Below are 22,581 nucleotides of genomic sequence, written 5' to 3' on the forward strand. Positions count from 1 at the left end.
AGGGTGGAGGGAACGCACCTGCTTCGGAGCGCGGGTCGGGGCGCTCATCAGGCGTTCGGTCTAGCCGACCGCCTCACGCCACCGCGGCGGGGATCGGGCGCGGGCTGACGACGTATTCGCGCATGACCTTGTCGTTGGCATCGACCTCGATCAGCGCGACGTCGTAGGTCCAGAGATCGGCCAGATGCTGCAGCACCCGCTTGGCATCGGTCTCGTTGAGCTGCGAGCCCTTGATGACGTGATGATGCAGGATCAGGCGGCGGTCGCCGGAGAGATCGACGTCGACCACCTCGATATTGGCGTCGATGAAGCCGACATCGTGCTGCCGCGCCAGCTCGCGGCGCACGCGGCGGAAGCCGCGCTCGTCATGGATGGCATCGACCCGGATACCGGCGCGCTCCTCGGGATCGTCATGCAGGTGGAACATGCGGAAGTGCCGCATCAACTTCGGGCTCAGGAACTGCGCGATGAAGCTTTCGTCGCGATAGTTGGCCCAGACGTCGCGCAGCACGCCCATCACGTCGTTCTTGCCGGCAATGTCAGGGAACCACTCGCGGTCCTCATCTTCCGGTCGGGTGACGATGCGCTCGATATCCTGCATCACGGCAAAGCCGAGCGCATAGGGATTGAAGCCGGAGAAGCGCTGATCGTCGAATTCGGGCTGGAACACCACGTTGGTGTGCGATCCCAGGAACTCGAGGAAATTGCCGTCGCTGATGCGGCCCTGCTGATGCAGCTTGGTCATGATGCGATAGTGGACGTAGGTCGCCGTCCCCTCGTTCATCACCTTGGTCTGGCTCTGCGGATAGAAATATTGCGCGATGTGGCGGACTATGCGCAGCAGCTCGCGCTGCCACGGTGCCAGGCGCGGCGCACTCTTCTCCAGGAAGTAGAGCAGGTTTTCCTGCGGCAGGCCGAGCAGCTTGCGGCGGCGCTCGATGCTGAGCGCGGTCCGGCTCTTGGCAGCGCCCTTGGGCACGGTGCGCCAGAGGTCGTTGAAGACCTCCTCCTCGTGCTGACGGCGGCGCCCTGCCCGCTTCTCCTCGGCCCGCAGATCAAGCTTCTTCTTGCCGGGATAGCGGTCGATGCCGTGCGACATCAGCGCGTGCGCGGCATCGAGCGTGCGCTCGACCTCGACGCGGCCGTAGCGATCCTCGCACTGCATGACATACGTCTTGGCGAAGTCGAGATAATCCAGGATGCCGTCGGCGTCGGTCCACTGCTTGAACAGATAATTGTTCTTGAAGAAGTGGTTGTGGCCAAAAGCGGCGTGGGCGATCACCAGCGTCTGCATCGTCGCCGTGTTCTCCTCCATCAGATAGGAGATGCAAGGCGAGGAGTTGATCACGATCTCATAGGCGAGCCCCATCAGGCCCTTGCGATAGGACGCCTCGTGGTACGCAAAATGCTTGCCGAACGACCAGTGCTTGTAGAACAGCGGCATGCCGACCGACGAATACGCATCCAGCATCTGCTCGGCGGTGATGACCTCGATCTGGTTCGGATAGACGTCGAGCCCGAGATCTTTCAGCGCCACCTCCTCGCAGGCATCGGTGATGCGCTGCAGGGTGTGGAAATCCCAATCCGCGCCTTCGAACAATCGTTCCGTCATGGAGCGGCCTTCTCCTGGGCAGTTTCGCGACGCTGAAACAAATCGTGGAACACCGGAAAGATCTCGCTGCGTTCCGAGACCTTGCGCATCGAGAGCGGTGCGCCGCTGTTGCGCAGACGCTCATAGAGGGTCCAGAGCGATGAGTCGGAGAGATCGAAGGCGCTGCCGCCTGATTCCCCAACCTCGAGATAGGCAAAGAACTGGCAGACCGGCAAAATCTTGTCGGTCAGCAGCATGCCCGTGAGCTCGCCGTCGGAATAGGAATTGTCGCCGTCGGAAGCTTGCGCGGCATAGATGTTCCAGTCCGACGGGTTGAAACGCTCGCGCACGATCTCGTGCATAGCCTGCAGCGCGCTGGAGACCAGCGTGCCGCCCGAGGCCGGACCGTAGAAGAAGGTCTGCTCGTCGACCTCCTCGGCGCGGTCGGTGTGGCGGATGAAAACGATCTCGACATGCTTGTAGCGGCGCTTGAGGAACACGTAGAGCAGCATGTAGAAGCGCTTGGCGAGATCCTTCATGTGCTCGGACATCGAGCCCGACACGTCCATCAGGCAGAACATCACGGCCTGCGCAACGGGCTTGGGCACCGTCTCGAAGCGGCGGTAGCGGATGTCGAGCGGATCGATGAAGGGAATGCGCTTGGTCTTCGCTTTCAGCTTTTCCAGCTGGGCGAGCAGCACCTCACGCTCGTCCTCGTCGGTGCATGCGGCGATCGCGGCTTCCAGCTCCTCGATCTCCTCCTTGCGGGGACGCCTGAGCGCGATACGGCGCGCCAGCGCGAGCTTCACCGTCCGGCTCACCGAGATGTTGGCGGGCGAGCCCGACGTGGTGTAGCCGGCGCGCTGAATGCCCTCGCTCTCGGTATGCGCGATCTTGCGCTTGGCAAGATCCGGCAGTTCGAGATCGTCGAGGAAGAGATCGACGAACTCGTCACGGCTCAGCACGAAACGGAACGCGTCCTCGCTGTCGCCTTCGCCCGGGCCCGAATCCTTGGCACTGCCCTGGCCGGAGCGCTGGAGATAGTCGCCCTCGATGAACTTCTTGTTGCCGGGCAACACCATGTCGCGCGTTCCGCCTTCGCGGCGGAAGCGCGGCTCGTGCATGCCGTCGAGGGGAATCGTGACTTCCCCCCCCTCCAGGACGTCCTTGATGTCGCGTTCCTGCGAGGTCTTCTTGACGGCGCCCTGCACCAGGGACTTGGCCCGACGCAAGAACCGCTGGCGGTTCTCAAGACTCTTGCCGCCTGGATTCAGGCGCCTGTCAATAATGTGAATGGGCACTTTACCATTCGCCTCCCATTCCGCCTCAACCGGCCTGCTTCACGCGCATGTACCATTCGACGAGCCGGCGAACCTGACGCTCGGTGTAGCCGCGCTCCACCATGCGTGCGACGAATTCGCCATGCTTCTTCTCCGTCTCGCCGTCCTTCTTCGACCCGAAGGAGATGACCGGAAGCAGGTCCTCGACCTGGGAGAATATCCTCTTTTCGATCACGTCGCGAATCTTCTCGTAGGAGGTCCAGGTCGGATTCTTGCCGCCGTTCTGGGCCCGCGATCGTAACGAGAATTTGACGACCTCGTTGCGGAAGTCCTTGGGGTTGGCGATGCCCGCCGGTTTCTCGATTTTCGTCAGCTCCTGGTTCAAAAGCTCGCGATCGAGCAGCTGGCCGGTGTCGGGATCCTTGAAGTCCTGGTCCTCGATCCAGGCGTCGGCATAGTCGACGTAGCGATCGAACAGGTTCTGGCCGTAATCCGAGTAGGATTCCAGATAGGCCTTCTGGATCTCGTTGCCGATGAACTCGGCATAACGCGGCGCGAGATCCGCCTTGATGAATTCGAGATAGCGCTTCTCGACTTCCTCCGGCAGTTGCTCGCGTTTGATCGACTGCTCCAGCGCGTACATCAGGTGCACGGCGTCGGCGGCGACTTCCTGCGGATCGTGGTTGAAAGTGGCAGCCAGGATCTTGAAGGCGAAGCGCGTGGAGACACCGTCCATGCCCTCGTCGACGCCGGCGGCGTCGCGATATTCCTGGACGCTGCGCGCCTTCGGATCGGATTCCTTCAGGCTCTCGCCGTCGTAAACCCGCATCTTGGCGAACACCGTGGAATTCTCGTGCTTGCGCAGGCGAGACATCACCGAGAATCGCGCCAGCGTCTCCAGCGTCGAGGGCGCGCAAGGCGCCGCCGCCAGCTCGGAGCCCTGGATCAGCTTCTCGTAGATCTTCTGCTCCTCCGTGATCCGCAGGCAGTACGGCACCTTGATCACGCAGATGCGGTCGATGAAGGCCTCGTTGTTCTTGTTGGCCTTGAAGCTCGACCACTCCGCTTCGTTGGAATGCGCGAGGATGACGCCGGTGAAGGGAATGGCGCCGATATTCTCGGTGCCGATGTAGTTGCCTTCCTGCGTCGCGGTCAGCAGCGGGTGCAGCATCTTGATCGGCGCCTTGAACATCTCGACGAACTCGAGCACGCCCTGGTTGGCGCGATTGAGGCCGCCGGAATAGCTGTAGGCGTCGGGATCATTCTGCGCGTAGGTCTCGAGCTTGCGGATGTCGACCTTGCCGACCAGCGAGGAGATGTCCTGGTTGTTCTCGTCACCGGGCTCGGTCTTGGAGACTGCGATCTGGCGCAGCCGCGACGGCTGAATCTTGGCGACGCGGAACTGCGAGATGTCCCCGCCGAAGGCTTCGAGCCGCTTGTAGCACCACGGGCTCATCAGGCCGGTGAGACGCCGGCGCGGAATGCCGTACTTCTCCTCCAGCATCGGCCCGAGGTTATCCGGATCGAACAGGCTGAGCGGGCTCTCGAACACGGGCGAGAGCTCGTCGCCGGCCTTGAGCACGTAGATCGGATGCACTTCCATCAGCGACTTCAGGCGCTCGGCGAGCGAGGATTTGCCGCCGCCGACCGGTCCGAGCAGATAGAGGATCTGCTTGCGCTCTTCGAGGCCCTGCGCCGCATGGCGGAAGAAACCAACGATGCGCTCGATGGTTTCTTCCATGCCGTAGAAGCCGGCGAAGGCCGGATAGGTGCGGATCGTGCGGTTCAAAAAAATACGGCCAAGGCGTGGGTCCTTGGCCGTGTCAATCGTCTGGGGGTCACCGATCGCTGCTAGCAGTCGTTCGGCCGCGTTCGCGTATTTCATGGGATCGCTTCGACACGATTCCAGATATTCCGCCATCGACATGTCGTGCTGGCTTCTCGCCTCGAACGACCGAGCGAAAGCGTTGAATAGAGAATCGTTATACATGATCCCTCTCCGCGTGAGTTCCGCTACAAGCTGAAACGAAAGCAGTTACCGGACCGTTCCTCAGGCCGTTTCGAATCAGCGTGAGCACATGACGATCATTGGACACCCGGGTGCCAACACGACGCAACGCACAACGTAGGCAGTCGCTGAGTTACGAACAGGCACCTGCCCGTAATTTGTGCGAATCTCCGTCTATATTGGCTCATTTCCAGAAATTGTCACTTGGTCGCAACATCCGGGCGTTACCGGGGATGCGTCCATCCGGCACCGCAGCATAGCGATCCGCGAGCGGCGATCTTATGACGCTTGTACGGCGAAGCTTTGAGCGCCGCCTTGGGTGCCGCGGTCATCTTCCTGCTGCAATGCGGCGCGCGGACTGCCGGCAGCATTGTGACAGTCGCGACAAGCGCGCAACACTGTATCAAAATCGGCCGCCAGGCCCTCCGACCGGATGACGATGCGACCGTCCTGCGCGCAACCGGCCAAGGTGCGGATGCTGTAGAGCTGCCGCTGCAAGCCCGGCGTCGGCGTCAGCACGATCATCTTGTGGCCGCCGCATTCTTCAGCCGAAATCTCCGCAATCGAATCCCACGGCAGAAATTCATTGCCGATGCGGAGATCGCGGATGCCGTAGGGGGTGACCACCACCACGGCTCCCCGCTTGGCCGGGAGCATCCAGATCAGCCGGATGGTCACCAGGGCGAAAATCACGACGCCGGCAAATCCGACCATCGTGTCGTACTCGCCAAGACCATCCCACCAGTCGAAGGCGAGGCTCGCGCTGAGCAGCGTCATCGCAAAGCCCGCCGCGACCAGCAGTCGCAGCGAGGTCGTACACGGACCGATTTCGAGATCGTGCGATGCGTCTACGCATCCGGCCGGCGCGACCGGCGGCGGACTGTTGGCGACGGCGAAGGCGACACCGTCATTTTGAGCCTGCATGCTTTCCCCCAGCATGGCCATTCGCGGCCGAGCCACGATACACCAGACAGACCGCAATCCGCTGATGGCACTCCACGCAGCCACTGGCTCACAAAACGAAGCGGCCGACGTTACGCAACGAGACCCGGCCGAACCTTCGGCCGCGACTTTTTACGCAACAAGGGCTACTCCCGTCCGGATCGCCATGATCGCGACGGAGTTACACTGGAGGGTATGACGCCTGTACCCTTGATTGGTTCCCTCCCGGGAGCATGTAAGTTAGAGGATAGCGCGTCAGGACCGGCGCGGAAACCCCTCGCCCGCAGGCTTGGAGATAAATAAGCATCATGAATCCCGTCAAAGAACTGGAAAAGCACGGCCAGGCCGTCTGGCTGGACTTCCTCGCTCGTGGCTTCATCGCCAAGGGCGACCTGAAGCGGCTGATCGACACCGACGGCGTCAAGGGCGTCACCTCCAATCCCTCGATCTTCGAGAAGGCGATCGGCAGCTCGGACGAATACGACGCCCCGATCGGCAAGGCGCTGAAGCGCGGCGACCGGGCCGTGGCCGACCTGTTCGAGGCCGTCGCGGTCGAGGACATCCAAAACGCAGCCGACGTGCTGCGCCCGGTCTATGACCGCCTCAAGGGTGGCGACGGCTATGTCAGCCTGGAGGTCTCGCCCTATCTCGCCATGGACACCGCAGGCACGGTCACTGAAGCGCGGCGGCTCTGGAAGGACGTTGGCCGCAAGAACCTGATGGTGAAGGTGCCGGCGACGCCCGAGGGCCTGCCGGCGATCGAGACGCTCATCGGCGACGGGATCAGCATCAACATCACGCTGCTGTTTTCCAAGACGGTCTACCTGGAGGTGGCCGAAGCCTACATCGCCGGCCTCGAAAAACACGTCGCCGGCGGCGGCGATCCCTCTCACGTCGCGAGCGTGGCGAGCTTCTTCGTCAGCCGCATCGACTCGGTGGTCGACAAGCAGCTCGACGAGAAGATCGCCCGCGCCAACGATCCCAGCGAGAAGGAGCGGCTCGCCGCGCTCAAGGGCAAGGTCGCGATCGCCAACGCCAAGGTCGCCTACCAGGACTACAAGCGCCTGTTCTCGGGTCCGCGCTGGGACAAGCTCGCGGCCAGGGGCGCCAAGCCGCAGCGCATGCTGTGGGCCTCGACCGGCACCAAGAACAAGGATTACAGCGACGTCCTCTATGTCGAAGAATTGATCGGCCCCGACACCATCAACACCGTGCCGCCGGCGACGCTGGACGCGTTCCGCGACCACGGCAAGCCGCGCGACAGCCTTGAAGAGAATGTCGATGACGCCAGGCGCGTGCTGGAAGAGCTCGAGCGCTCCGGCATCTCGCTCGACGCCATCACCGAGGAGCTGGTCAAGGACGGCGTCAAGCTGTTCGCCGACGCCGCCGACAAGCTCTATGGCGCGGTTGCCCACAAGCGCACAACCGTGCTCGGGCCCGCGATCGACCGCCAGCTGCTCTCGCTCGGCGACGGGCTCGGCAAGGCCGTGGCCAAGGGTACCGAGGAATGGCGCGCATCGGCAAAGATCCGCAGGCTCTGGCAGCGCGACAAGTCGGTGTGGACCGGCGCGGACGAGGACAAATGGCTGGGCTGGCTCGACAGCGCAGCCAAGGCCGACGTGGCCGATTATGAGGACTATGCGGGTCGGGTGAAGGGCCAGAAATTCTCCGACGCCGTCGTGCTCGGCATGGGCGGATCGAGCCTCGGCCCTGAGGTGTTGGCCGAGACTTTTGGCAAGAAGCCGGGCTTCCCGAAGCTGCACGTGCTGGATTCCACCGATCCGGCGCAGGTGCGGGCGATGGAAGCCAGGATCGACATCGCCAACACCGTGTTCATCGTGTCGAGCAAGTCCGGCGGCACCACCGAGCCGAACGCGATGAAGGACTATTTTCATGAGCAGGTTGCCAAGGCGGTCGGGCCGAAGGTGAAGACCGGCCATCGCTTCATCGCGGTGACCGATCCGGGCTCGTCGCTGGAGAAGGCGGCCAAGAGCCTCAACTACGCCCGCATCTTCCATGGCGAGCCCTCGATCGGTGGACGCTACTCCGTGCTCTCGCCGTTCGGCCTGGTGCCGGCGGCAACGGCAGGCATCGACGTCAAGACCTTCGTCAAGCATGCGCTTGCGATGGCCCGTTCCTGTGGACCGGATGTGCCGCCGAGTGAAAATCCGGGTGTGCAGCTCGGCCTCGCCATCGGCCTTGCCGGCCTCGAAGGCCGCGACAAGGTGACGATCCTGTCGTCTAAGAAGATCACCGATTTCGGCGCCTGGGCCGAGCAGCTGATCGCGGAATCGACCGGCAAGGAGGGCAAGGGCCTGATCCCGATCGAAGGCGAGCCGCTGGGCGACCCCTCAGTCTACGGCAACGACCGCTTCTTCATCGACATCCGCATCGAGGGCGAGGCGGACGCTGCCCATGACTCCAAGCTTGCCGCGATCGAAGCGGCCGGCCACCCCGTGGTACGCATCGTCATGAAGTCGATCGACCATCTCGGCCAGGAGTTCTTCCGCTTCGAGATGGCGACCGCGGTGGCGGGCTCGATCCTCGGCATCAACCCGTTCGACCAGCCGGACGTGGAGGCCGCCAAGATCAAGACCCGCGAGCTCACCGCGTCGTTCGAGAAGACCGGCGCGCTGCCGACCGAGGAGCCGGTGGTCAGCACGGATGAAGCCGATCTCTACACCGACGAGGCCAACGCAACGGCGCTGCGCGCCGCCGGCGCCAATGGCGATCTCACTTCCTGGCTGAAGGCGCATCTCTCCCGCTCGGGCGAAGGCGACTATGTCGCCCTGCTCGGCTATATCGCACGTGACAAGATCACGATCGATGCACTCCAGGCCATGCGACTGGAAGTGCGCGAGAAGCGTCAGGTCGCGACCTGCGCCGAATTCGGGCCACGCTTCCTGCACTCGACCGGGCAGGCCTACAAGGGCGGGCCCGACAGCGGCGTATTCCTTCAGATCACGGCCGACGATGCCAAGGATCTTCCGGTGCCTGGCCAAAAGGCGAGCTTCGGTGTGATCAAGGCGGCGCAGGCGCGCGGCGATTTCGACGTGCTCACCGAACGCGGCCGGCGCGCGCTGCGCGTCCATCTCAAGGGCGGGCTCAAGAAGGGTCTTGCGGCCCTCAATGCGGCGCTCAACGACGCACTGAACTAAGGGAATATTGCAAATGCAACTCGGCATGATCGGCCTCGGCCGGATGGGCGGCAACATCGTTCGCCGCCTGATGCGCCAAGGACATTCGACCGTGGTCTATGACAAGGACGCCAAGGCCGTCGCTGGCCTTGCCGCCGACGGCGCAGTCGGCTCGGCGACGCTCGAGGAATTCATCTCGAAACTCGAGCGTCCCCGCACCGCCTGGGTGATGCTGCCTGCGGGGCACATCACCGAGACGACGATCGAGACGATTGCGGGCGTGATGCAGGACGGCGACGTCATCATCGACGGCGGCAACACCTTCTGGCAGGACGACGTTCGCCGCGGCAAGGCACTGAAGGCGCGCGGCATCCATTATGTCGACGTCGGCACATCCGGCGGTGTCTGGGGCCTCGACCGCGGCTATTGCATGATGATCGGCGGCGAGAAGCAGGTCGTCGACCGCCTCGATCCGATCTTCGCTGCGCTCGCGCCCGGCGCCGGCGACATTCCGCGCACGGAAGGACGCGAGGGCCGCGATCCCCGCATCGAGCAGGGCTACATCCATGCCGGACCCGTCGGCGCCGGCCATTTCGTCAAGATGATCCACAACGGCATCGAATACGGCCTGATGCAGGCCTATGCGGAAGGTTTCGACATTCTCAAGAATGCCAACATCGAGGCGCTGCCGGCGGATCACCGCTACGACTTCGATCTCGCCGACATCGCCGAGGTGTGGCGGCGTGGCTCGGTGATCCCGTCCTGGCTGCTCGACCTCACCTCAACCGCGCTCGCCGACAGTCCGGCGCTCGCCGAATATTCCGGCTTTGTCGAAGATTCCGGCGAGGGACGCTGGACCGTGAATGCGGCGATCGACGAGGCCGTGCCGGCCGAGGTCCTCACCGCGGCACTTTACACGCGTTTCCGTTCCCGCAAGGACCACACCTTCGCCGAAAAAATTCTTTCCGCGATGCGCGCGGGATTCGGCGGCCACAAGGAGCCGAAGCAGCCGGGCGCAGCGAAGCCCAAGTAAGGCGCAACAAAACGAAGGCCGACAGTTCGTGACAAAAGACCCGCAAGCAAAGCGCAAGCCGGAAAATTGCGCCTTCGTCATCTTTGGTGTCACCGGCGATCTCACTCACCGTCTGGTGATGCCGTCGCTCTACAATCTCGCCGCCGAGCACCTGCTACCGGAAAAGTTCTGCGTCGTCGGCGTGGCCCGCAAGGGCCAGTCGGACGACGAGCTGCGCAACAGCCTGATGAAGGGCCTGCGCCAGTTCGCAACGCGGCCCGTCGACGACGTCATCGCGAAACAGCTGCTGCAATGCGTGACCTTCGTCGAGGCCGATCCGAAGGACCCGCCCTCGTTCGATCGCCTGCGCGAACATCTGGATTCGCTGGAATGCGCCCAGGAGACCGGCGGCAACCGCCTGTTCTATCTCGCGACCCCGCCGGCCGCGTTTGCACCGACCGCGCGCGAGCTCGGCCGTACCGGCATGACGAAAGAGAACGGCGCCTGGCGGCGACTGGTGATCGAGAAGCCGTTCGGCACCGATCTCGCCTCGGCGCGGGCGCTGAACGCCGAGCTGCTGAAGATCATGGACGAGCACCAGATCTACCGGATCGATCACTATCTCGGCAAGGAGACGGTGCAGAACATCCTGGTGCTGCGCTTTGCCAACGGCATGTTCGAGCCGATCTGGAATCGCAACCATATCGACCACATCCAGATCACGGTCGAGGAGAAGCTCGGCGTCGGCCATCGGGGCGGCTTCTACGACGCCACCGGCGCGCTCCGCGACATGGTGCCGAACCATCTGTTCCAGCTGATGTCGCTGGTCGCGATGGAGCCGCCGGCGCGATTCGATGCGCATTCCGTGCGCTCCGAGAAGGCGGAAGTGCTCACGTCGATCCAACAGCCGAGCCCGGAGGAAGCGCTGAGGAATTCGGTGCGCGCGCAATATCTCGCAGGGCGTATCGGCGACGACGAGATCCCGGACTATCGCAAGACCGAGGACGTCAAGCCCGGCAGCACCACCGAGACCTTTGTTGCGCTGAAGCTGATGATCGACAATTGGCGCTGGGCCGGCGTTCCCTTCTATTTGCGCACCGGGAAGGCGCTCGGCCACAAGCGAACCGAAGTCGCGATCAAGTTCAAGCAGGCGCCGCTGTCGATGTTCTCAGGCACCACGGTGGACCGGCTGTCGCAAAACTACCTCACCATCGGCATCGCGCCGACCGAGACCATCGAGCTGCAGTTCAACGCCAAGATTCCGGGGCCGAGCGTCACCATCGACGGCGTCGAGATGAAGTTCCGCTATGGCGATTATTTCCGGGCCGATCCCTCGACCGGCTACGAGACGCTGATCTACGACTGCATGATCGGCGACAACATCCTGTTCCAGCGCGCCGACGGCATCGAGGCCGGATGGCAGGCGGTGCAGCCGTTCCTGGACGCCTGGAACAGCGCGGGCACCAACGGCATCGAGACCTATGAAGCCGGCAGCGACGGGCCGGCCTGCGCCGACGAGTTGCTGCGGCGCGACGGGCGAAGCTGGCGGAAATATTCGTGACGGGCGCAGCACAGCCGAAGCTGATCGTTGCGGCCGACGCGGAGGCACTGGCCCAGGCCGCGGCCGAACGGGTGATGGCGCGCATCGCCGCCAATCCCGGCCGCATCGCAATCTGCCTCACCGGCGGCTCCAGCCCGAAGAAGCTCTATCAACTGCTCGGCAGCGACGCATATCGCGCCAAGATCCCGTGGCAGCGCGTGCATTGGTTTATCGGTGACGAGCGCTTCGTTCCCGAGAGCGATCCCCTCAACAACATGGCGGTGGCGCGCGCGACGTTTCTCGACCGTGATGCGCCCTCCGGCCATGTCCACCCGATTCCGACCACCGCCGACAATCCCGATCGCAGCGCCGAGGCCTATGCGCGTGAGCTGCAGGCCTTTTACGGCGCCGAAAATCTTGATCCGGCGCGGCCGCTGTTCGACCTCGTCCTGATGGGCGTGGGACCGGACGGCCACACCGCCTCGCTGTTTCCCGGCTTCCCCGAAATCGAGGAGACCGAGCGCTGGGTCGTCGGGGTGCCCAAGGCCAATGTCGCGCCCTTCGTGCCGCGGGTGTCGCTCACCCTGCCCGTCCTTGCGTCGTGCTACGAAATGCTGTTCGAGATTGCCGGCCACGACAAGCAACCGATCTTGACGCGCCTCCTCAATGGCGAGACTCTGCCGGCGTTACGCGCGCGCTCGAAGGGTGAGACCGTCTGGCTGGTCGACCAAGCCGCGCTTCCGGAGGGCATTCGTGGCGGGCGTTGAAGCACCTTGTGCATTGATCGTGATGGGCGTGTCGGGCTCGGGCAAGAGCACGATCGCGGAAGCGCTCGGCCAGCGGCTCGGCTGGCGCTTCGAGGACGGCGACAGCTTCCATCCCGCGAGCAATGTCGAGAAGATGCGGGCCGGCCATCCCCTCACCGACGAGGACCGTTGGCCGTGGCTCAACGCCATCGCGGACGAGATCGGGCGGGTCTGCGGACAAGGCGGGCACATCATCATCGCCTGCTCGGCGCTGAAACACACCTATCGCGACGTGTTGCTGCGCGGACGGGACGACGTCCGCTTCGTCTTCCTGAAGGGCACGAAAGAGCTGATCGCCGAACGGCTCGCGCAGCGCAAGGGCCATTTCATGCCGCCGGGGTTGCTGACGAGCCAGTTCGAGACGCTGGAGCCGCCGGAAGCCGGCGAGCACGTCATCACCGTCTCGATCGATGAAACGGTCGAAGCGATCGTGGACGGCATCGTACGACAGTTGAAGCTGGGCGGGGCGAAGCGCTGAGACCTGAAAAACCTGAAGGTTCTGCCATGACGCAAATCTCACTGGTCGTGTCCGACGTCGACGGCACGCTGCTGACCAAGGACAAGACCCTGACCGAGCGCGCAAGAAGCGCAGTGCAGCGGTTGCACAAGGCCGGCATCGGCTTCACCATCACCTCCAGCCGTCCCGCCATCGGCATGCGCTTTTTGATCGGACCGCTGGCGCTCTGGCTGCCGGTCGGTCCGTTCAACGGCTCCTCGATCGTCGATCCCGAGATGCGGCCGGTCGAGCAGCATCTCATTCCGCCGGGGGCGGCGGAGCGGTCCCTGCAGATTCTGCGGGAGTTCGGCGCCGACATCTGGCTCTTCACCACCGACAAGTGGCTGATCGACAACCCCGGCGGCAAGTACGTCGCGCACGAGCAGCACACGATCCGCTCCGATCCCACCATCGTGACCGATTTTTCGCCCTACCTTGCCAGCGCCTGCAAGATCGTCGGCGCCAGCGCCGATGCGGCGGGTCTCGCCGCTTGCGAGAAGGCAATGCAGGACGCGCTGGGCAGCGAAGCCACCGCCGTGCGCTCGCAGACGTATTATCTCGACATCACCCCGCCCGGCTTCAACAAGGGCACGTTCGTTACGGCGATGGCCAAGCGCCTGGGGATTGCCACCGACGCAGTCGCCACCATCGGCGACATGCAGAACGACCTCGCGATGTTCGCCGTCAGCGGCGTCTCGATCGCCATGGGCAACGCCGCCGACAACGTCAAGGACCAGGCCACCCACGTCACCGCGACCAACGAGCAGGACGGTTTTGCCGAGGCGATGGAGATGATCTTGAAACGGAACGGGGTTGGTTGAGCTAGAGCGAATTGACCTTGAGCGGGCTAATCGAGCCGCGGGCTCGCTGTAACCTCTCCCGCTTGCGGGAGAGGTCGCCGCGTAGCGGCGGATGAGGGATCTCTCCTCTCAGGGGTTCTCGCGAGTGGGGGACCCTCTCCCCAGCCCTCCCCCGCAAGCGCGGGAGGGAGCGCACCTCCCGCTCTGGATGCATTGCGACAGCCACGATCACTTCGACCGCTGCACCGCCGGCTTGTCGCTCTCCTGCCTTGCGGCCGACAGGTTGTGCGCGGTGTTGACCAGCGCGATGTGGGTCAGCGCCTGCGGGAAATTTCCGGTCTGGCGCCCGGCGACTGAATCGTATTCCTCGGCCAGCAGACCGACGTCGTTCGCGATGCCGGCCACGCGGTCGAGCAAGCCTTGCGCCTTGTCGAGATTACCCGACAGCACATGGGCATCAGCCAGCCACAATGTGCAGGCCAGGAACGCGCCTTCGAGCGGCGGCTGCCCCGCAGGCAATTCGCGCGGATCGTGCCGCAGCACGAAGCCGTCGCGCATCAGGCATGCCTCGACCGCCGCTATGGTGCCGCGAATGCGCGGATCGACCGCCGGCAGAAAGCCGACAGCAGGCAGCAGCAGCACGCTCGCATCGAGCAATTTCGAAGCATAGGATTCGACGAAGGCGTTTTCCTCCGCGTCAAATCCCCTGTTGCAGACGTCGCGATGAATGCCTTCGCGCAGGGTGCGCCAGTGCAACAGCGGCGCCTTGAAGCCAAAGGTCTCGGCGCTCTTGATGCCGCGGTCGAAGGCGACCCAGGTCATCACCTTGGAGAAGACGTAGTGTTTGGGCTCGCCGCGGCGCTCCCAGATCCCGTGATCGGGCCGGTCCCAGACCTCGGCGAGATGATTGAGCACGGCGCATTCCAGCGCCCAGGTCTGCTCGTCGAGCTTGAGCTTGGCCATGCGCGATTGGTGAAAGGCGTCGATCAACTCGCCGTAGACGTCGAGCTGGAGCTGCGCATGCGCGGCATTGCCGACGCGCACCGGACGGGCGCCCTCATAGCCGTCGAGCCAGCCCGCCTCCCATTCCAAGAGCCGCCGCTGGCCCCAGATTCCGTACATGATCTGCATGTTCGCCGGCGAGCCGGCGGCGGCGCGCAAGAGCCAATTGTGCCAGGCCGACGCTTCCTCGGTGTAGCCCGAGTTCATCAGCGCCAGCAGCGTGAAGGTGGCATCGCGCAGCCAACAGAAGCGGTAATCCCAATTCCTGCTGCCGCCGAGCTTCTCCGGCAAGGACGTGGTGGGCGCGGCGACGATGCCGCCGGTCGGGGCGAACGTCAGCGCCTTCAGCGTGATCAGCGAGCGCATGATCAGGTCGCGATAATCGCCGTCGCGCGTGCAATGGCCGCACCAGTCCTTCCAGAATTCCTCGGTGTCCCGGAGTGCGATCTCCGGGTCGATCGGCTTGGGCGGCTCGAGATGCGAGGGGCCGTAGGTCAGCACGAACGGCACGGTCTCGCCGGCCTTCACCTCGAAGTCGGAGACCGTGGTCAGATCCTCGCCGCGGGTCTCGACAGGCGTGCGCAGCACGGTCATGTCCTGGCCGGCGATGGCCATCAGGGAATGATCGATCCGCCGTACCCAGGGAATATCGGCGCCGAAGCCGAAGCGGATCACGAGCTCCATCCGCATCTTCACCGAGCCCTCGATGCCGCGCACCAGCCGCACGATGTCGGATGCCTTGCCGCGCGGCGGCATGAAGTCGATCAGCGCGATGGTGCCGCTCTTCGTCTCAAAAAGCGTTTCGAGGATGAGGGTATCGCCGAGATAACGCCGCGATGTCTTCGTGACATCTTCGCTCGGTGCGATCAGCCAGCGGCCGTTCTTGTGGGTGCCGAGGATGGCGGCGAAGCAGGCATCGGAATCGAAGGCTGGCCAGCACAGCCAGTCGATTGAGCCGTTGCGCCCGACCAGCGCGGCGGTCTCGCAATCGCCGATCAGCGCATAGTCTTCGATCTTCTGTGACAATGTCGTGCGAGCCTGAGAAGCCCCGGCCGATCAACTCCCGCCGTTCAATGAACGTTCCCGCGTTGCCGCTCGCAAGGCCGTGAGGTCGACCTTGGAGGCGATCTTGTCGAGCGCGACGGGAAGGCGCTGGCGCCAGTTCGGATGCTCGTCGATCGTGCCGGGAATGTTGGGTTGATCAATCACGCCGAGCAGATCCTCCATCGACACCGCGAGCAGCCGCGATGGCGTGCGCGACAGGAAGGCGAGCACCGAATAGAGGTCGTTGGCCTTGATGCCGTTCTGGCGGAGGATCTCGTCGAGGGCGCCGAGCGCATCCCAGCGCGCCTGATCGTTCTCGCCGGGGTCGAGCCCGAGCGAGCGCTTCATCTTGAGGTCGCTGAACGAGCGCCAGCCGGCATAGGTCGAGAGGTCATGCGTGTTCAACGTGACCAGCGCATTGGGCCTGTAGTGGTCGACGGGGCGGAAATGACCGGCATCGTCGCGCTCGAACATCATGACGAGATAGGACCAGATGCCGAAATCCTGCATCATCTCGCGAAAACCTTCCGGCACGGTGCCGAGGTCCTCGCCGATCACGATGCATTTGTGGGCCGCGCTCTCGCAGGCCACCGCGCCAAGCAGCGCCTCGAACGGCATCTGCACATACGCGCCATTGTCGGGCTTGAAGCCGCGCGGCACGAGATAGAGCCGCTTCAGCCCGAGCACATGGTCGAGCCTGATGGCGCCGGCATGGCGCATCGACGCCGCCAGCATGTCGGCAAACGGCACGAAGGATTGCGCTTCGAGACCGCCGGCGTTGAAGCCGGCAAGGCCCCAATCCTGGCCGACGGTGTTGAGCACGTCGGGCGGCGCGCCGACGGCGAGATGGCGGGAAATCGCCATCTGCTCGTTCCAGGCATCGAAGCCGTTGGACTGCACGCCGACGGCGACATCGAGATAGAGCCCGACCCGCATGCCGAGCTGGCCGGCGAGCTCCTTGGCCGCATGCAGCTGGCTGTCCGCGATCCATTGCACGAACTCGACGAACTCGACCTCGCTTCTGTAAGAACCTTTGCGCAGTTCGTTACATTTGAAACCGTCCGGCTGCTGCCATTCGACCGGCCATTGCCACCACGGCACATTGAAACGATGTCGCAGCACCTCGAAACAGGCAAATTTCAACAAGAGCGGCGCCCGCTCCGCGCGGAAGGCGTCGAACGCCTTGCGGCGCGCCTCGCTCGCGCTTTTCATGAAGCTGTTGAAGGTAGCCCGCAGGGCCAGCCATTTCAGCGCCGCCATGTCGGCATAGGGAACGCGGTCGCCTTCACGCAGACGGGCGGCGGTCGCGGCCGCGTCGGGCACAAAGTCCGCCGAGAATTCGGGAATGGCCTCGACGTCGATATAGAGCGGATTGAGGAACAGCCGGCTGTTCGGCGAATAGGGGCTGCAATCGGCCGGGTGGTCGTCGAACAGGACGTGCAGCGGATTGAGCCCGACGCCGTCGGCCCCGAGCTGCTTGGCGAGCCGCACGAGATCGGCAAGGTCAGTGAAATCTCCGATGCCCCAGTTTCGGTCCGAACGGACGCTGTAGAGCTGCACGGCGAGCAGCCAGCCGCGGTCGAAATCGCCGCCGAAGGCCCGCTCGGGCGCCACGATCATCGGCACCTCTTCCGTCACGCCCTTGGCATCTGTCAGTGTCAAGCGGTGATAGCCGAGCGGCAGGCCGGCGGGCCAGGCGATCACCGGCTCGCGCGTCTCGCCCTGGGCGATCAATTTGCCGTTTGCGGCCAATGTCCATTGCAGCGGCGGCGCGCCGATGGCCGGCAATTCCGTGCGCGGATGTCCGAGCGCGCGAACCACCACCGGCCCACTGACGAAGCGGTAAACCCGCTTCTCCGGCAGGGCGTCGAGGATCGATTTGAGGGCCACGGGGTCTGTGACCCGCAACTTCCCCAGGGCATCGACGAATTCGGATTGAACGCCCTTGATCCGGGCTTGAGCTAAAAGATCCATTCGGCACGCAGCTTGCAGGCCACCCTTTTGCCGGGGGCATCGATTTTAACGAGGCAGCGGAAGACGTTAGTCGGCCTTAACGCACAAACGGCGGTTGCCGTTCCCTGGCGGAACTAATGACACACAAGCGGCTTTCTATATAGGTATCAAGCGTAGGTTCCCGACAAGGGAAACGGGCTCCTGCTTTCTTGTCAATGGCATCACCGTGAACAAGACAATTCAAACTGTCGAAAGTGCCGCAGCCGGCAGCGCTTTCCTCATCGAAGACGTCTATCCCGCGATCGATAGCGGCCGCTTCGCCGTGAAGCGGATCGCGGGCGAACGGGTCGAGGTGTGGGCCGATGTTTACCGCGATGGCGACGCCGTGGTCAGCGCCGCGCTGCTCTGGCGTCCTGAGCAGGACCGGGACTGGCGGCGCGAACCGATGATCCATCATGGCAATGACCGCTGGTCCGGTGCGTTCACGCCGGTCGAGCCCGGCCAGTATGTCTATGCGGTCGAAGCCTGGACCGACGAGTTCGCCACCTGGTCCCACGGGGTCGTGCGCAAGCAGCGAACCGGCGTCGATGTCAGCCTCGATGCCATCGAGGGTGCCGGGCTCTTGACCAAGGCGCATGGCGCGCGCCAGGCCGCCGCGGCTATCATCGTCAGGCAATGCGAGGACTATCTTCAGACCGGCGATGTCACCTCGCTGCTTGCGACCGAACTCGGCGATGCCATGGCCGAGAGCCAGTCCCGGCCGGACTTGACCCGCTCACAGCCCTTCCCGCTGACCGTCGACCGCGACAGAGCGCGGTTTGGCGCCTGGTATCAGATGATGCCGCGCAGCCAGAGCCCGATCCCCGGCCAGCACGGCACGCTCCGCGACTGCATCGCGCGCGTGCCCGAGATCGCGGAGATGGGTTTTGACGTGCTCTATTTCACGCCGATCCACCCGATCGGCCGTCGCCGCCGCAAAGGCCGCAACAATGCGCCGGTGGCAACCGAAGGCGAACCCGGCTCGCCCTATGCGATCGGAGCTGCCGAGGGCGGCCACGATGCGCTGCATCCGGAGCTCGGCACCATCGAGGATTTTCGCGCGCTGGTCGCGACCTGTCTCGAGTACAGTCTCGAGCTGGCGCTCGACTTCGCCGTGCAATGCTCGCCGGACCATCCCTGGCTGACGCAACATCCGGAATGGTTCAAATGGCGGCCGGACCGCTCGGTGCGGACCGCGGATGGACCCTATTCCGACATCGTGGTCCCCGATTTCGCCTCGGTCGACCGCGTCGGCCTGTGGAATGCCTTTCGCGATGCCATGCTGTTCTGGATCGACCATGGCGTCACCATCTTCGCCATCGACAACCACGACACCGCGCCGCTTGCGTTCTGGGACTGGCTGATCCGTGATATCCGCCGCCGGCATCCCGAGGTGATCCTGTTCTCCAAGACGTTTGCGCGGCCCAAGCTGATGAAGGGCCTCGCCAAGCTCGGCTTTGCGCAGTCCTTCACCTATTTCCCCTGGCGCACCTCGCGGTGGGAGCTGGAGCAGCATCTCGGCGAGCTGACGCGCTATCCCGAGCGCGACTTCTATCGGCCTAACCTGTTCGTCAACACGCCCGATCTGCTGCCCTATCATCTCCAATGCGGGGAAGCCTGGGCGTTCAAGTCGCGCCTTGCGCTGGCGGCGGGTTTGTCGGGCAGCTACGGTGTTTACAGCGGCTTCGAGCTGCTCGAACACGAGGCGATCCCCGGCCGCGAGGAATATCTCGATTCCGAGAAATATCAGATCAAGCAGCGCGACTGGGACAAGCCCGGCAACATCAAGTCCTACATTGCCGAACTCAACCGCATCCGCAACGACAACGCCGCACTTCAGCAAACGGCGAACTTGCGTTTTCTCGGCATCGAAAACGCCGAGACGATCGCCTTGGTCAAGGAGGCGGCCGAGCCCGCCAACACCGTCGTGATCGTGATTGCACTGTCCCGCCACGTGCGCGAATGTTGGCTGCCGCTCGGCGACGTCACCGTTGACGCCGGCGGGCAGCGTCACCATGTGACGACACTCGAAAACCTCCTCACCGGCGAGCGGTCCCGCATCGAATGGGGCGGGATCAGGTTACGCATCGATCCCGACCGCGATCCCGCGCTCTTGTTCCGCTGCCTGGCGTAAGGGGCCACGCCATGAATGTTCTATCTTCCGTCGACACCAAGAAAGCCGAGGCTGCCGAGATCGTGGACGAGCTCTGGTACAAAGACGCCATCATCTACCAGCTCCACGTCAAGGCCTTCGCCGACAGCAACAATGACGGCATCGGCGACTTCGCCGGATTGACCGAGAAGCTGCCTTATCTGCAGGAGCTCGGCGTCACCGCGCTGTGGCTGTTGCCGTTCTACCCCTCGCCCGGCCGCGACGACGGCTACGACATCGCCGACTACGGCTCGGTCAATCCCGATTTCGGGACGATGAAGGACTTCAAGCGCTTCATCCAGGAAGCGCAGAAGCGGGGCCTGCGCGTCATCACCGAGCTCGTCGTCAACCACACCTCGGACCAGCACAATTGGTTCAAGCGCGCGCGCCGCAGCCATCCGGGCTCGAGCGCTCGCAACTGGTATGTCTGGAGCGACACCGACCAGAAATACCAGGGCACGCGCATCATTTTCACCGACACCGAGAAGTCGAACTGGACCTGGGATCACGAGGCCGGCGCCTTCTACTGGCACCGCTTCTTCTCGCATCAGCCGGATCTCAATTTCGACAATCCGCGCGTGGTCAGCGCCCTGATCCAGGTGATGAAGCGCTGGCTCGATGCCGGCGTCGACGGCTTCCGGTTGGATGCCATTCCCTATCTCTGCGAGCGCGAGGGCACTTCGAACGAGAACCTCCCCGAGACGCATGCGATCATCAAGCGCCTGCGCCAGGAGCTGGACTCCTACTCCAAGGGCAAGCTGCTGCTGGCCGAGGCCAATCAATGGCCGGAGGACGTGCAGGAATATTTCGGCCGTGGCGACGAGTGCCACATGGCCTACCACTTCCCACTGATGCCGCGCATCTACATGGCGATCGCGCAGGAGGACCGTTTCCCGATCACCGACATCCTGCGTCAGACGCCGGACATTCCGGCGAGCTGCCAATGGGCGCTGTTCCTGCGCAATCATGACGAGCTGACGCTGGAGATGGTCACCGACGTCGAGCGCGACTATCTCTGGACCACCTACGCCAACGATCCCCGCGCCCGCATCAATGTCGGCATCCGCCGGCGCCTCGCGCCGCTGATGGACAATGACCGACGCAAGATCGAGCTGATGAACTCGCTGCTGCTGTCCTTCCCCGGCACGCCGATCATCTATTACGGCGACGAGATCGGCATGGGCGACAACATCTATCTCGGCGACCGCAACGGTGTGCGCACGCCGATGCAGTGGAGCCCGGACCGCAATGGCGGCTTCTCGCGCTGCGACCCGGCCCGCCTCTACGCGCCGCTGATCATGGACCCGGTCTACGGCTACGAATCGGTGAACGTGGAGGCGCAGTCGCGCAGCCTGTCCTCGCTGCTCAGCGCCACCAAGCGGCTGATCTCGGTGCGCAAGTCGACGCTCGCCTTCGGCCGAGGCACCATGACCTTCATCCGCCCGGCCAACCGCGCCGTGCTGGCCTATGTCCGGCAATACCGCGACGAGGTGATCCTGTGCGTCGCCAACCTCTCGCGTGCCGCGCAGGCGACCGAGCTCGATCTGTCGCCGTGGAAGGACCGCATCCCGCAGGAGATGCTCGGCCGCACCCGCTTCCCCGCGATCGGCGAGCTGCCCTACATGATCACGCTGGGGCCCTACGGCTTCTACTGGTTCCAGCTTCAGGAACGCGACAAGTCCGAGCCGGTGACGCCGCGCGCGGTGCCGGAATTCGAGACGCTGGTGGTGCCGGTGAATTCGAACTGGGTGTCGCTCGCCCGCGAGCGCGGCGTGTTCGAGCGCGACGTGCTGCCGGGATTTTTGTCGCGGACGCGGTGGTATCCCGAACATAATCCCAAGCAGATCAAGACCACGCTGACCTCGGCCGTGCCGTTCTGCGATATCGGCGACAACAGGCCCTGGATCGCGTTCTTTGAGAGGGCGGACCAGGACGCCGCGCGGCGTTACGTGCTGCCGATGCAGATCGAGTGGGTGCGCTTCGACCGGGAGCGCTTCAACCCCAGGGCGCTCGCCGCCGTGCGCCAGGGTGCACGCGAAGGCACGTTGCTCGATGTCGCGACCGACCAGATCTTCATCGGCCTCTTCCTGCGCAACCTGTCGCAGAATTTGGTGGTGGAGGAGAACAATCTGCGGCTCGAGTTCAAGGCGACCAGCCGGTTCGCCGACTACACCATCAAGGAGCCCGAACGGATCCGCGCGATCGAGCAGTCGAACAGCACCGCGATGGTCGACAACCAGTACGTCGCCAAGCTCTATCGTCAGCTCGAAAGCGGCGTCAATCCCGAGATCGAGATCGGCCATTATCTGACCGAGGTCGCGCGCTTTGCCAATACGCCGGCGCTGCTCGGCAGCGTCGAGCTGGTCGAGGGCGATCAGCGCAGCGCGCTGGGCGTACTGCATGCCTATGTCGAGAACCAGGGCGACGGCTGGACCGTGACCACGGGTTATCTCGATCGCTATATCGACGAGCAGCGCGTGTTGTCGGCGGGCGAAGCACCCCGCGAGACCCAGGAGCAATCGCCCTATCTGCACTTCATCGCGCAGATCGGCAGGCGGCTCGCCGAGATGCATGTCGCCCTGGCCGCGGCGAAGGCGGACGATCTCGCCCCGGAGCCGATCGGCCCTGAGCACGTCAAACGACTTGTGTCCGGCCTCAAGGCGCGGGCCGAAGCTCCAGCTGGTGCCGCGCATTAGCTGGTCGAAGAAGGACTTGCCGAACGACATCTTCAGTCCGTTGCGGCGATGCAGATAAGTAGGCCAGAAGGTGCGCGCATAGC

Annotated in this window: 13 protein-coding genes and 1 pseudogene; 8 read left to right on the forward strand and 6 right to left on the reverse strand. The window is 63.9% G+C overall.

Translation table 11 applies throughout. The annotated features are described in order from the left end of the window. Positions 1-73: 73 nt before the first annotated feature. The 4 genes from MOV74_RS05365 to MOV74_RS05380 all read right to left on the reverse strand — a co-directional run bounded on the left by MOV74_RS05365 (position 74) and on the right by MOV74_RS05380 (position 5,824). Positions 74-1,612: a SpoVR family protein gene (locus MOV74_RS05365; protein ID WP_246918843.1), complete on the reverse strand. Its 1,539-nt coding sequence runs from the start codon at positions 1,610-1,612 to the stop codon at positions 74-76. Beyond that, positions 1,609-2,886: a YeaH/YhbH family protein gene (locus MOV74_RS05370; protein WP_246918871.1), complete on the reverse strand. Its 1,278-nt coding sequence runs from the start codon at positions 2,884-2,886 to the stop codon at positions 1,609-1,611. Before MOV74_RS05370 ends, MOV74_RS05365 begins: the two co-directional genes overlap by 4 nt. A gap of 31 nt (positions 2,887-2,917) precedes the next feature. Then, the gene (locus tag MOV74_RS05375; RefSeq protein WP_246918845.1) at positions 2,918-4,861 is read right to left on the reverse strand and encodes a PrkA family serine protein kinase; all 1,944 of its coding nucleotides are present in this window, start codon (positions 4,859-4,861) and stop codon (positions 2,918-2,920) included. A gap of 297 nt (positions 4,862-5,158) precedes the next feature. Then, positions 5,159-5,824 carry a hypothetical protein gene (locus MOV74_RS05380; RefSeq protein ID WP_246918847.1) on the reverse strand — a complete coding sequence of 222 codons (666 nt, stop codon included), beginning with the start codon at positions 5,822-5,824 and terminating at the stop codon, positions 5,159-5,161. 305 nt (positions 5,825-6,129) lie between these two features. Between MOV74_RS05380 and MOV74_RS05385 the strand changes: the two genes are divergently transcribed. The 6 genes from MOV74_RS05385 to MOV74_RS05410 are packed head-to-tail and all read left to right on the forward strand — an operon-like array spanning position 6,130 to position 13,633. Then, positions 6,130-8,979: a bifunctional transaldolase/phosoglucose isomerase gene (locus MOV74_RS05385; RefSeq protein WP_246918849.1), complete on the forward strand. Its 2,850-nt coding sequence runs from the start codon at positions 6,130-6,132 to the stop codon at positions 8,977-8,979. Between the two features lie 13 nt (positions 8,980-8,992). Next, complete coding sequence (gene gnd / locus MOV74_RS05390; RefSeq protein ID WP_246918851.1) at positions 8,993-9,991, forward strand: phosphogluconate dehydrogenase (NAD(+)-dependent, decarboxylating); 999 nt, start codon at positions 8,993-8,995, stop codon at positions 9,989-9,991. Positions 9,992-10,019: 28 nt separating this feature from the next. Continuing rightward, positions 10,020-11,531, forward strand: a complete 1,512-nt coding sequence (gene zwf / locus MOV74_RS05395) for a glucose-6-phosphate dehydrogenase (protein WP_246918853.1) — start codon at positions 10,020-10,022, stop codon at positions 11,529-11,531. Beyond that, positions 11,528-12,277 carry a 6-phosphogluconolactonase gene (gene pgl, locus MOV74_RS05400; RefSeq protein WP_246918856.1) on the forward strand — a complete coding sequence of 250 codons (750 nt, stop codon included), beginning with the start codon at positions 11,528-11,530 and terminating at the stop codon, positions 12,275-12,277. The genes zwf and pgl overlap by 4 nt, the downstream gene beginning before the upstream one ends. Beyond that, positions 12,264-12,794: a gluconokinase gene (locus MOV74_RS05405; RefSeq protein ID WP_246918858.1), complete on the forward strand. Its 531-nt coding sequence runs from the start codon at positions 12,264-12,266 to the stop codon at positions 12,792-12,794. Before pgl ends, MOV74_RS05405 begins: the two co-directional genes overlap by 14 nt. Positions 12,795-12,820: 26 nt before the next feature. Then, positions 12,821-13,633, forward strand: coding sequence for an HAD family hydrolase (locus MOV74_RS05410; protein WP_246918860.1), 813 nt, complete (start codon positions 12,821-12,823; stop codon positions 13,631-13,633). Positions 13,634-13,840: 207 nt separating this feature from the next. On the opposite strand, the gene MOV74_RS05415 is transcribed toward MOV74_RS05410, so the two are convergent. Together MOV74_RS05415 and malQ are read right to left on the reverse strand one after the other, a co-directional pair. Continuing rightward, on the reverse strand, positions 13,841-15,640 hold the full coding sequence (locus MOV74_RS05415; RefSeq protein ID WP_246918862.1) for a glycoside hydrolase family 15 protein: 1,800 nt from the start codon (positions 15,638-15,640) through the stop codon (positions 13,841-13,843). A 30-nt stretch (positions 15,641-15,670) separates the two neighbouring features. After that, positions 15,671-17,632, reverse strand: coding sequence for a 4-alpha-glucanotransferase (gene malQ, locus MOV74_RS05420; RefSeq protein WP_246918865.1), 1,962 nt, complete (start codon positions 17,630-17,632; stop codon positions 15,671-15,673). Positions 17,633-17,837: 205 nt separating this feature from the next. Between malQ and MOV74_RS05425 the strand changes: the two genes are divergently transcribed. Together MOV74_RS05425 and treS are read left to right on the forward strand one after the other, a co-directional pair. Then, positions 17,838-19,784 (forward strand): maltotransferase domain-containing protein, encoded by a 1,947-nt coding sequence (locus MOV74_RS05425; RefSeq protein ID WP_246918867.1) that lies wholly within the window; start codon positions 17,838-17,840, stop codon positions 19,782-19,784. An 11-nt stretch (positions 19,785-19,795) separates the two neighbouring features. Continuing rightward, positions 19,796-22,474, forward strand: a pseudogene (gene treS, locus MOV74_RS05430) (maltose alpha-D-glucosyltransferase); the annotation flags it as partial. Positions 22,475-22,581: the final 107 nt, after the last annotated feature.

This window comes from Bradyrhizobium sp. SHOUNA76, assembly GCF_023006445.1.
GTDB lineage: Bacteria > Pseudomonadota > Alphaproteobacteria > Rhizobiales > Xanthobacteraceae > Bradyrhizobium.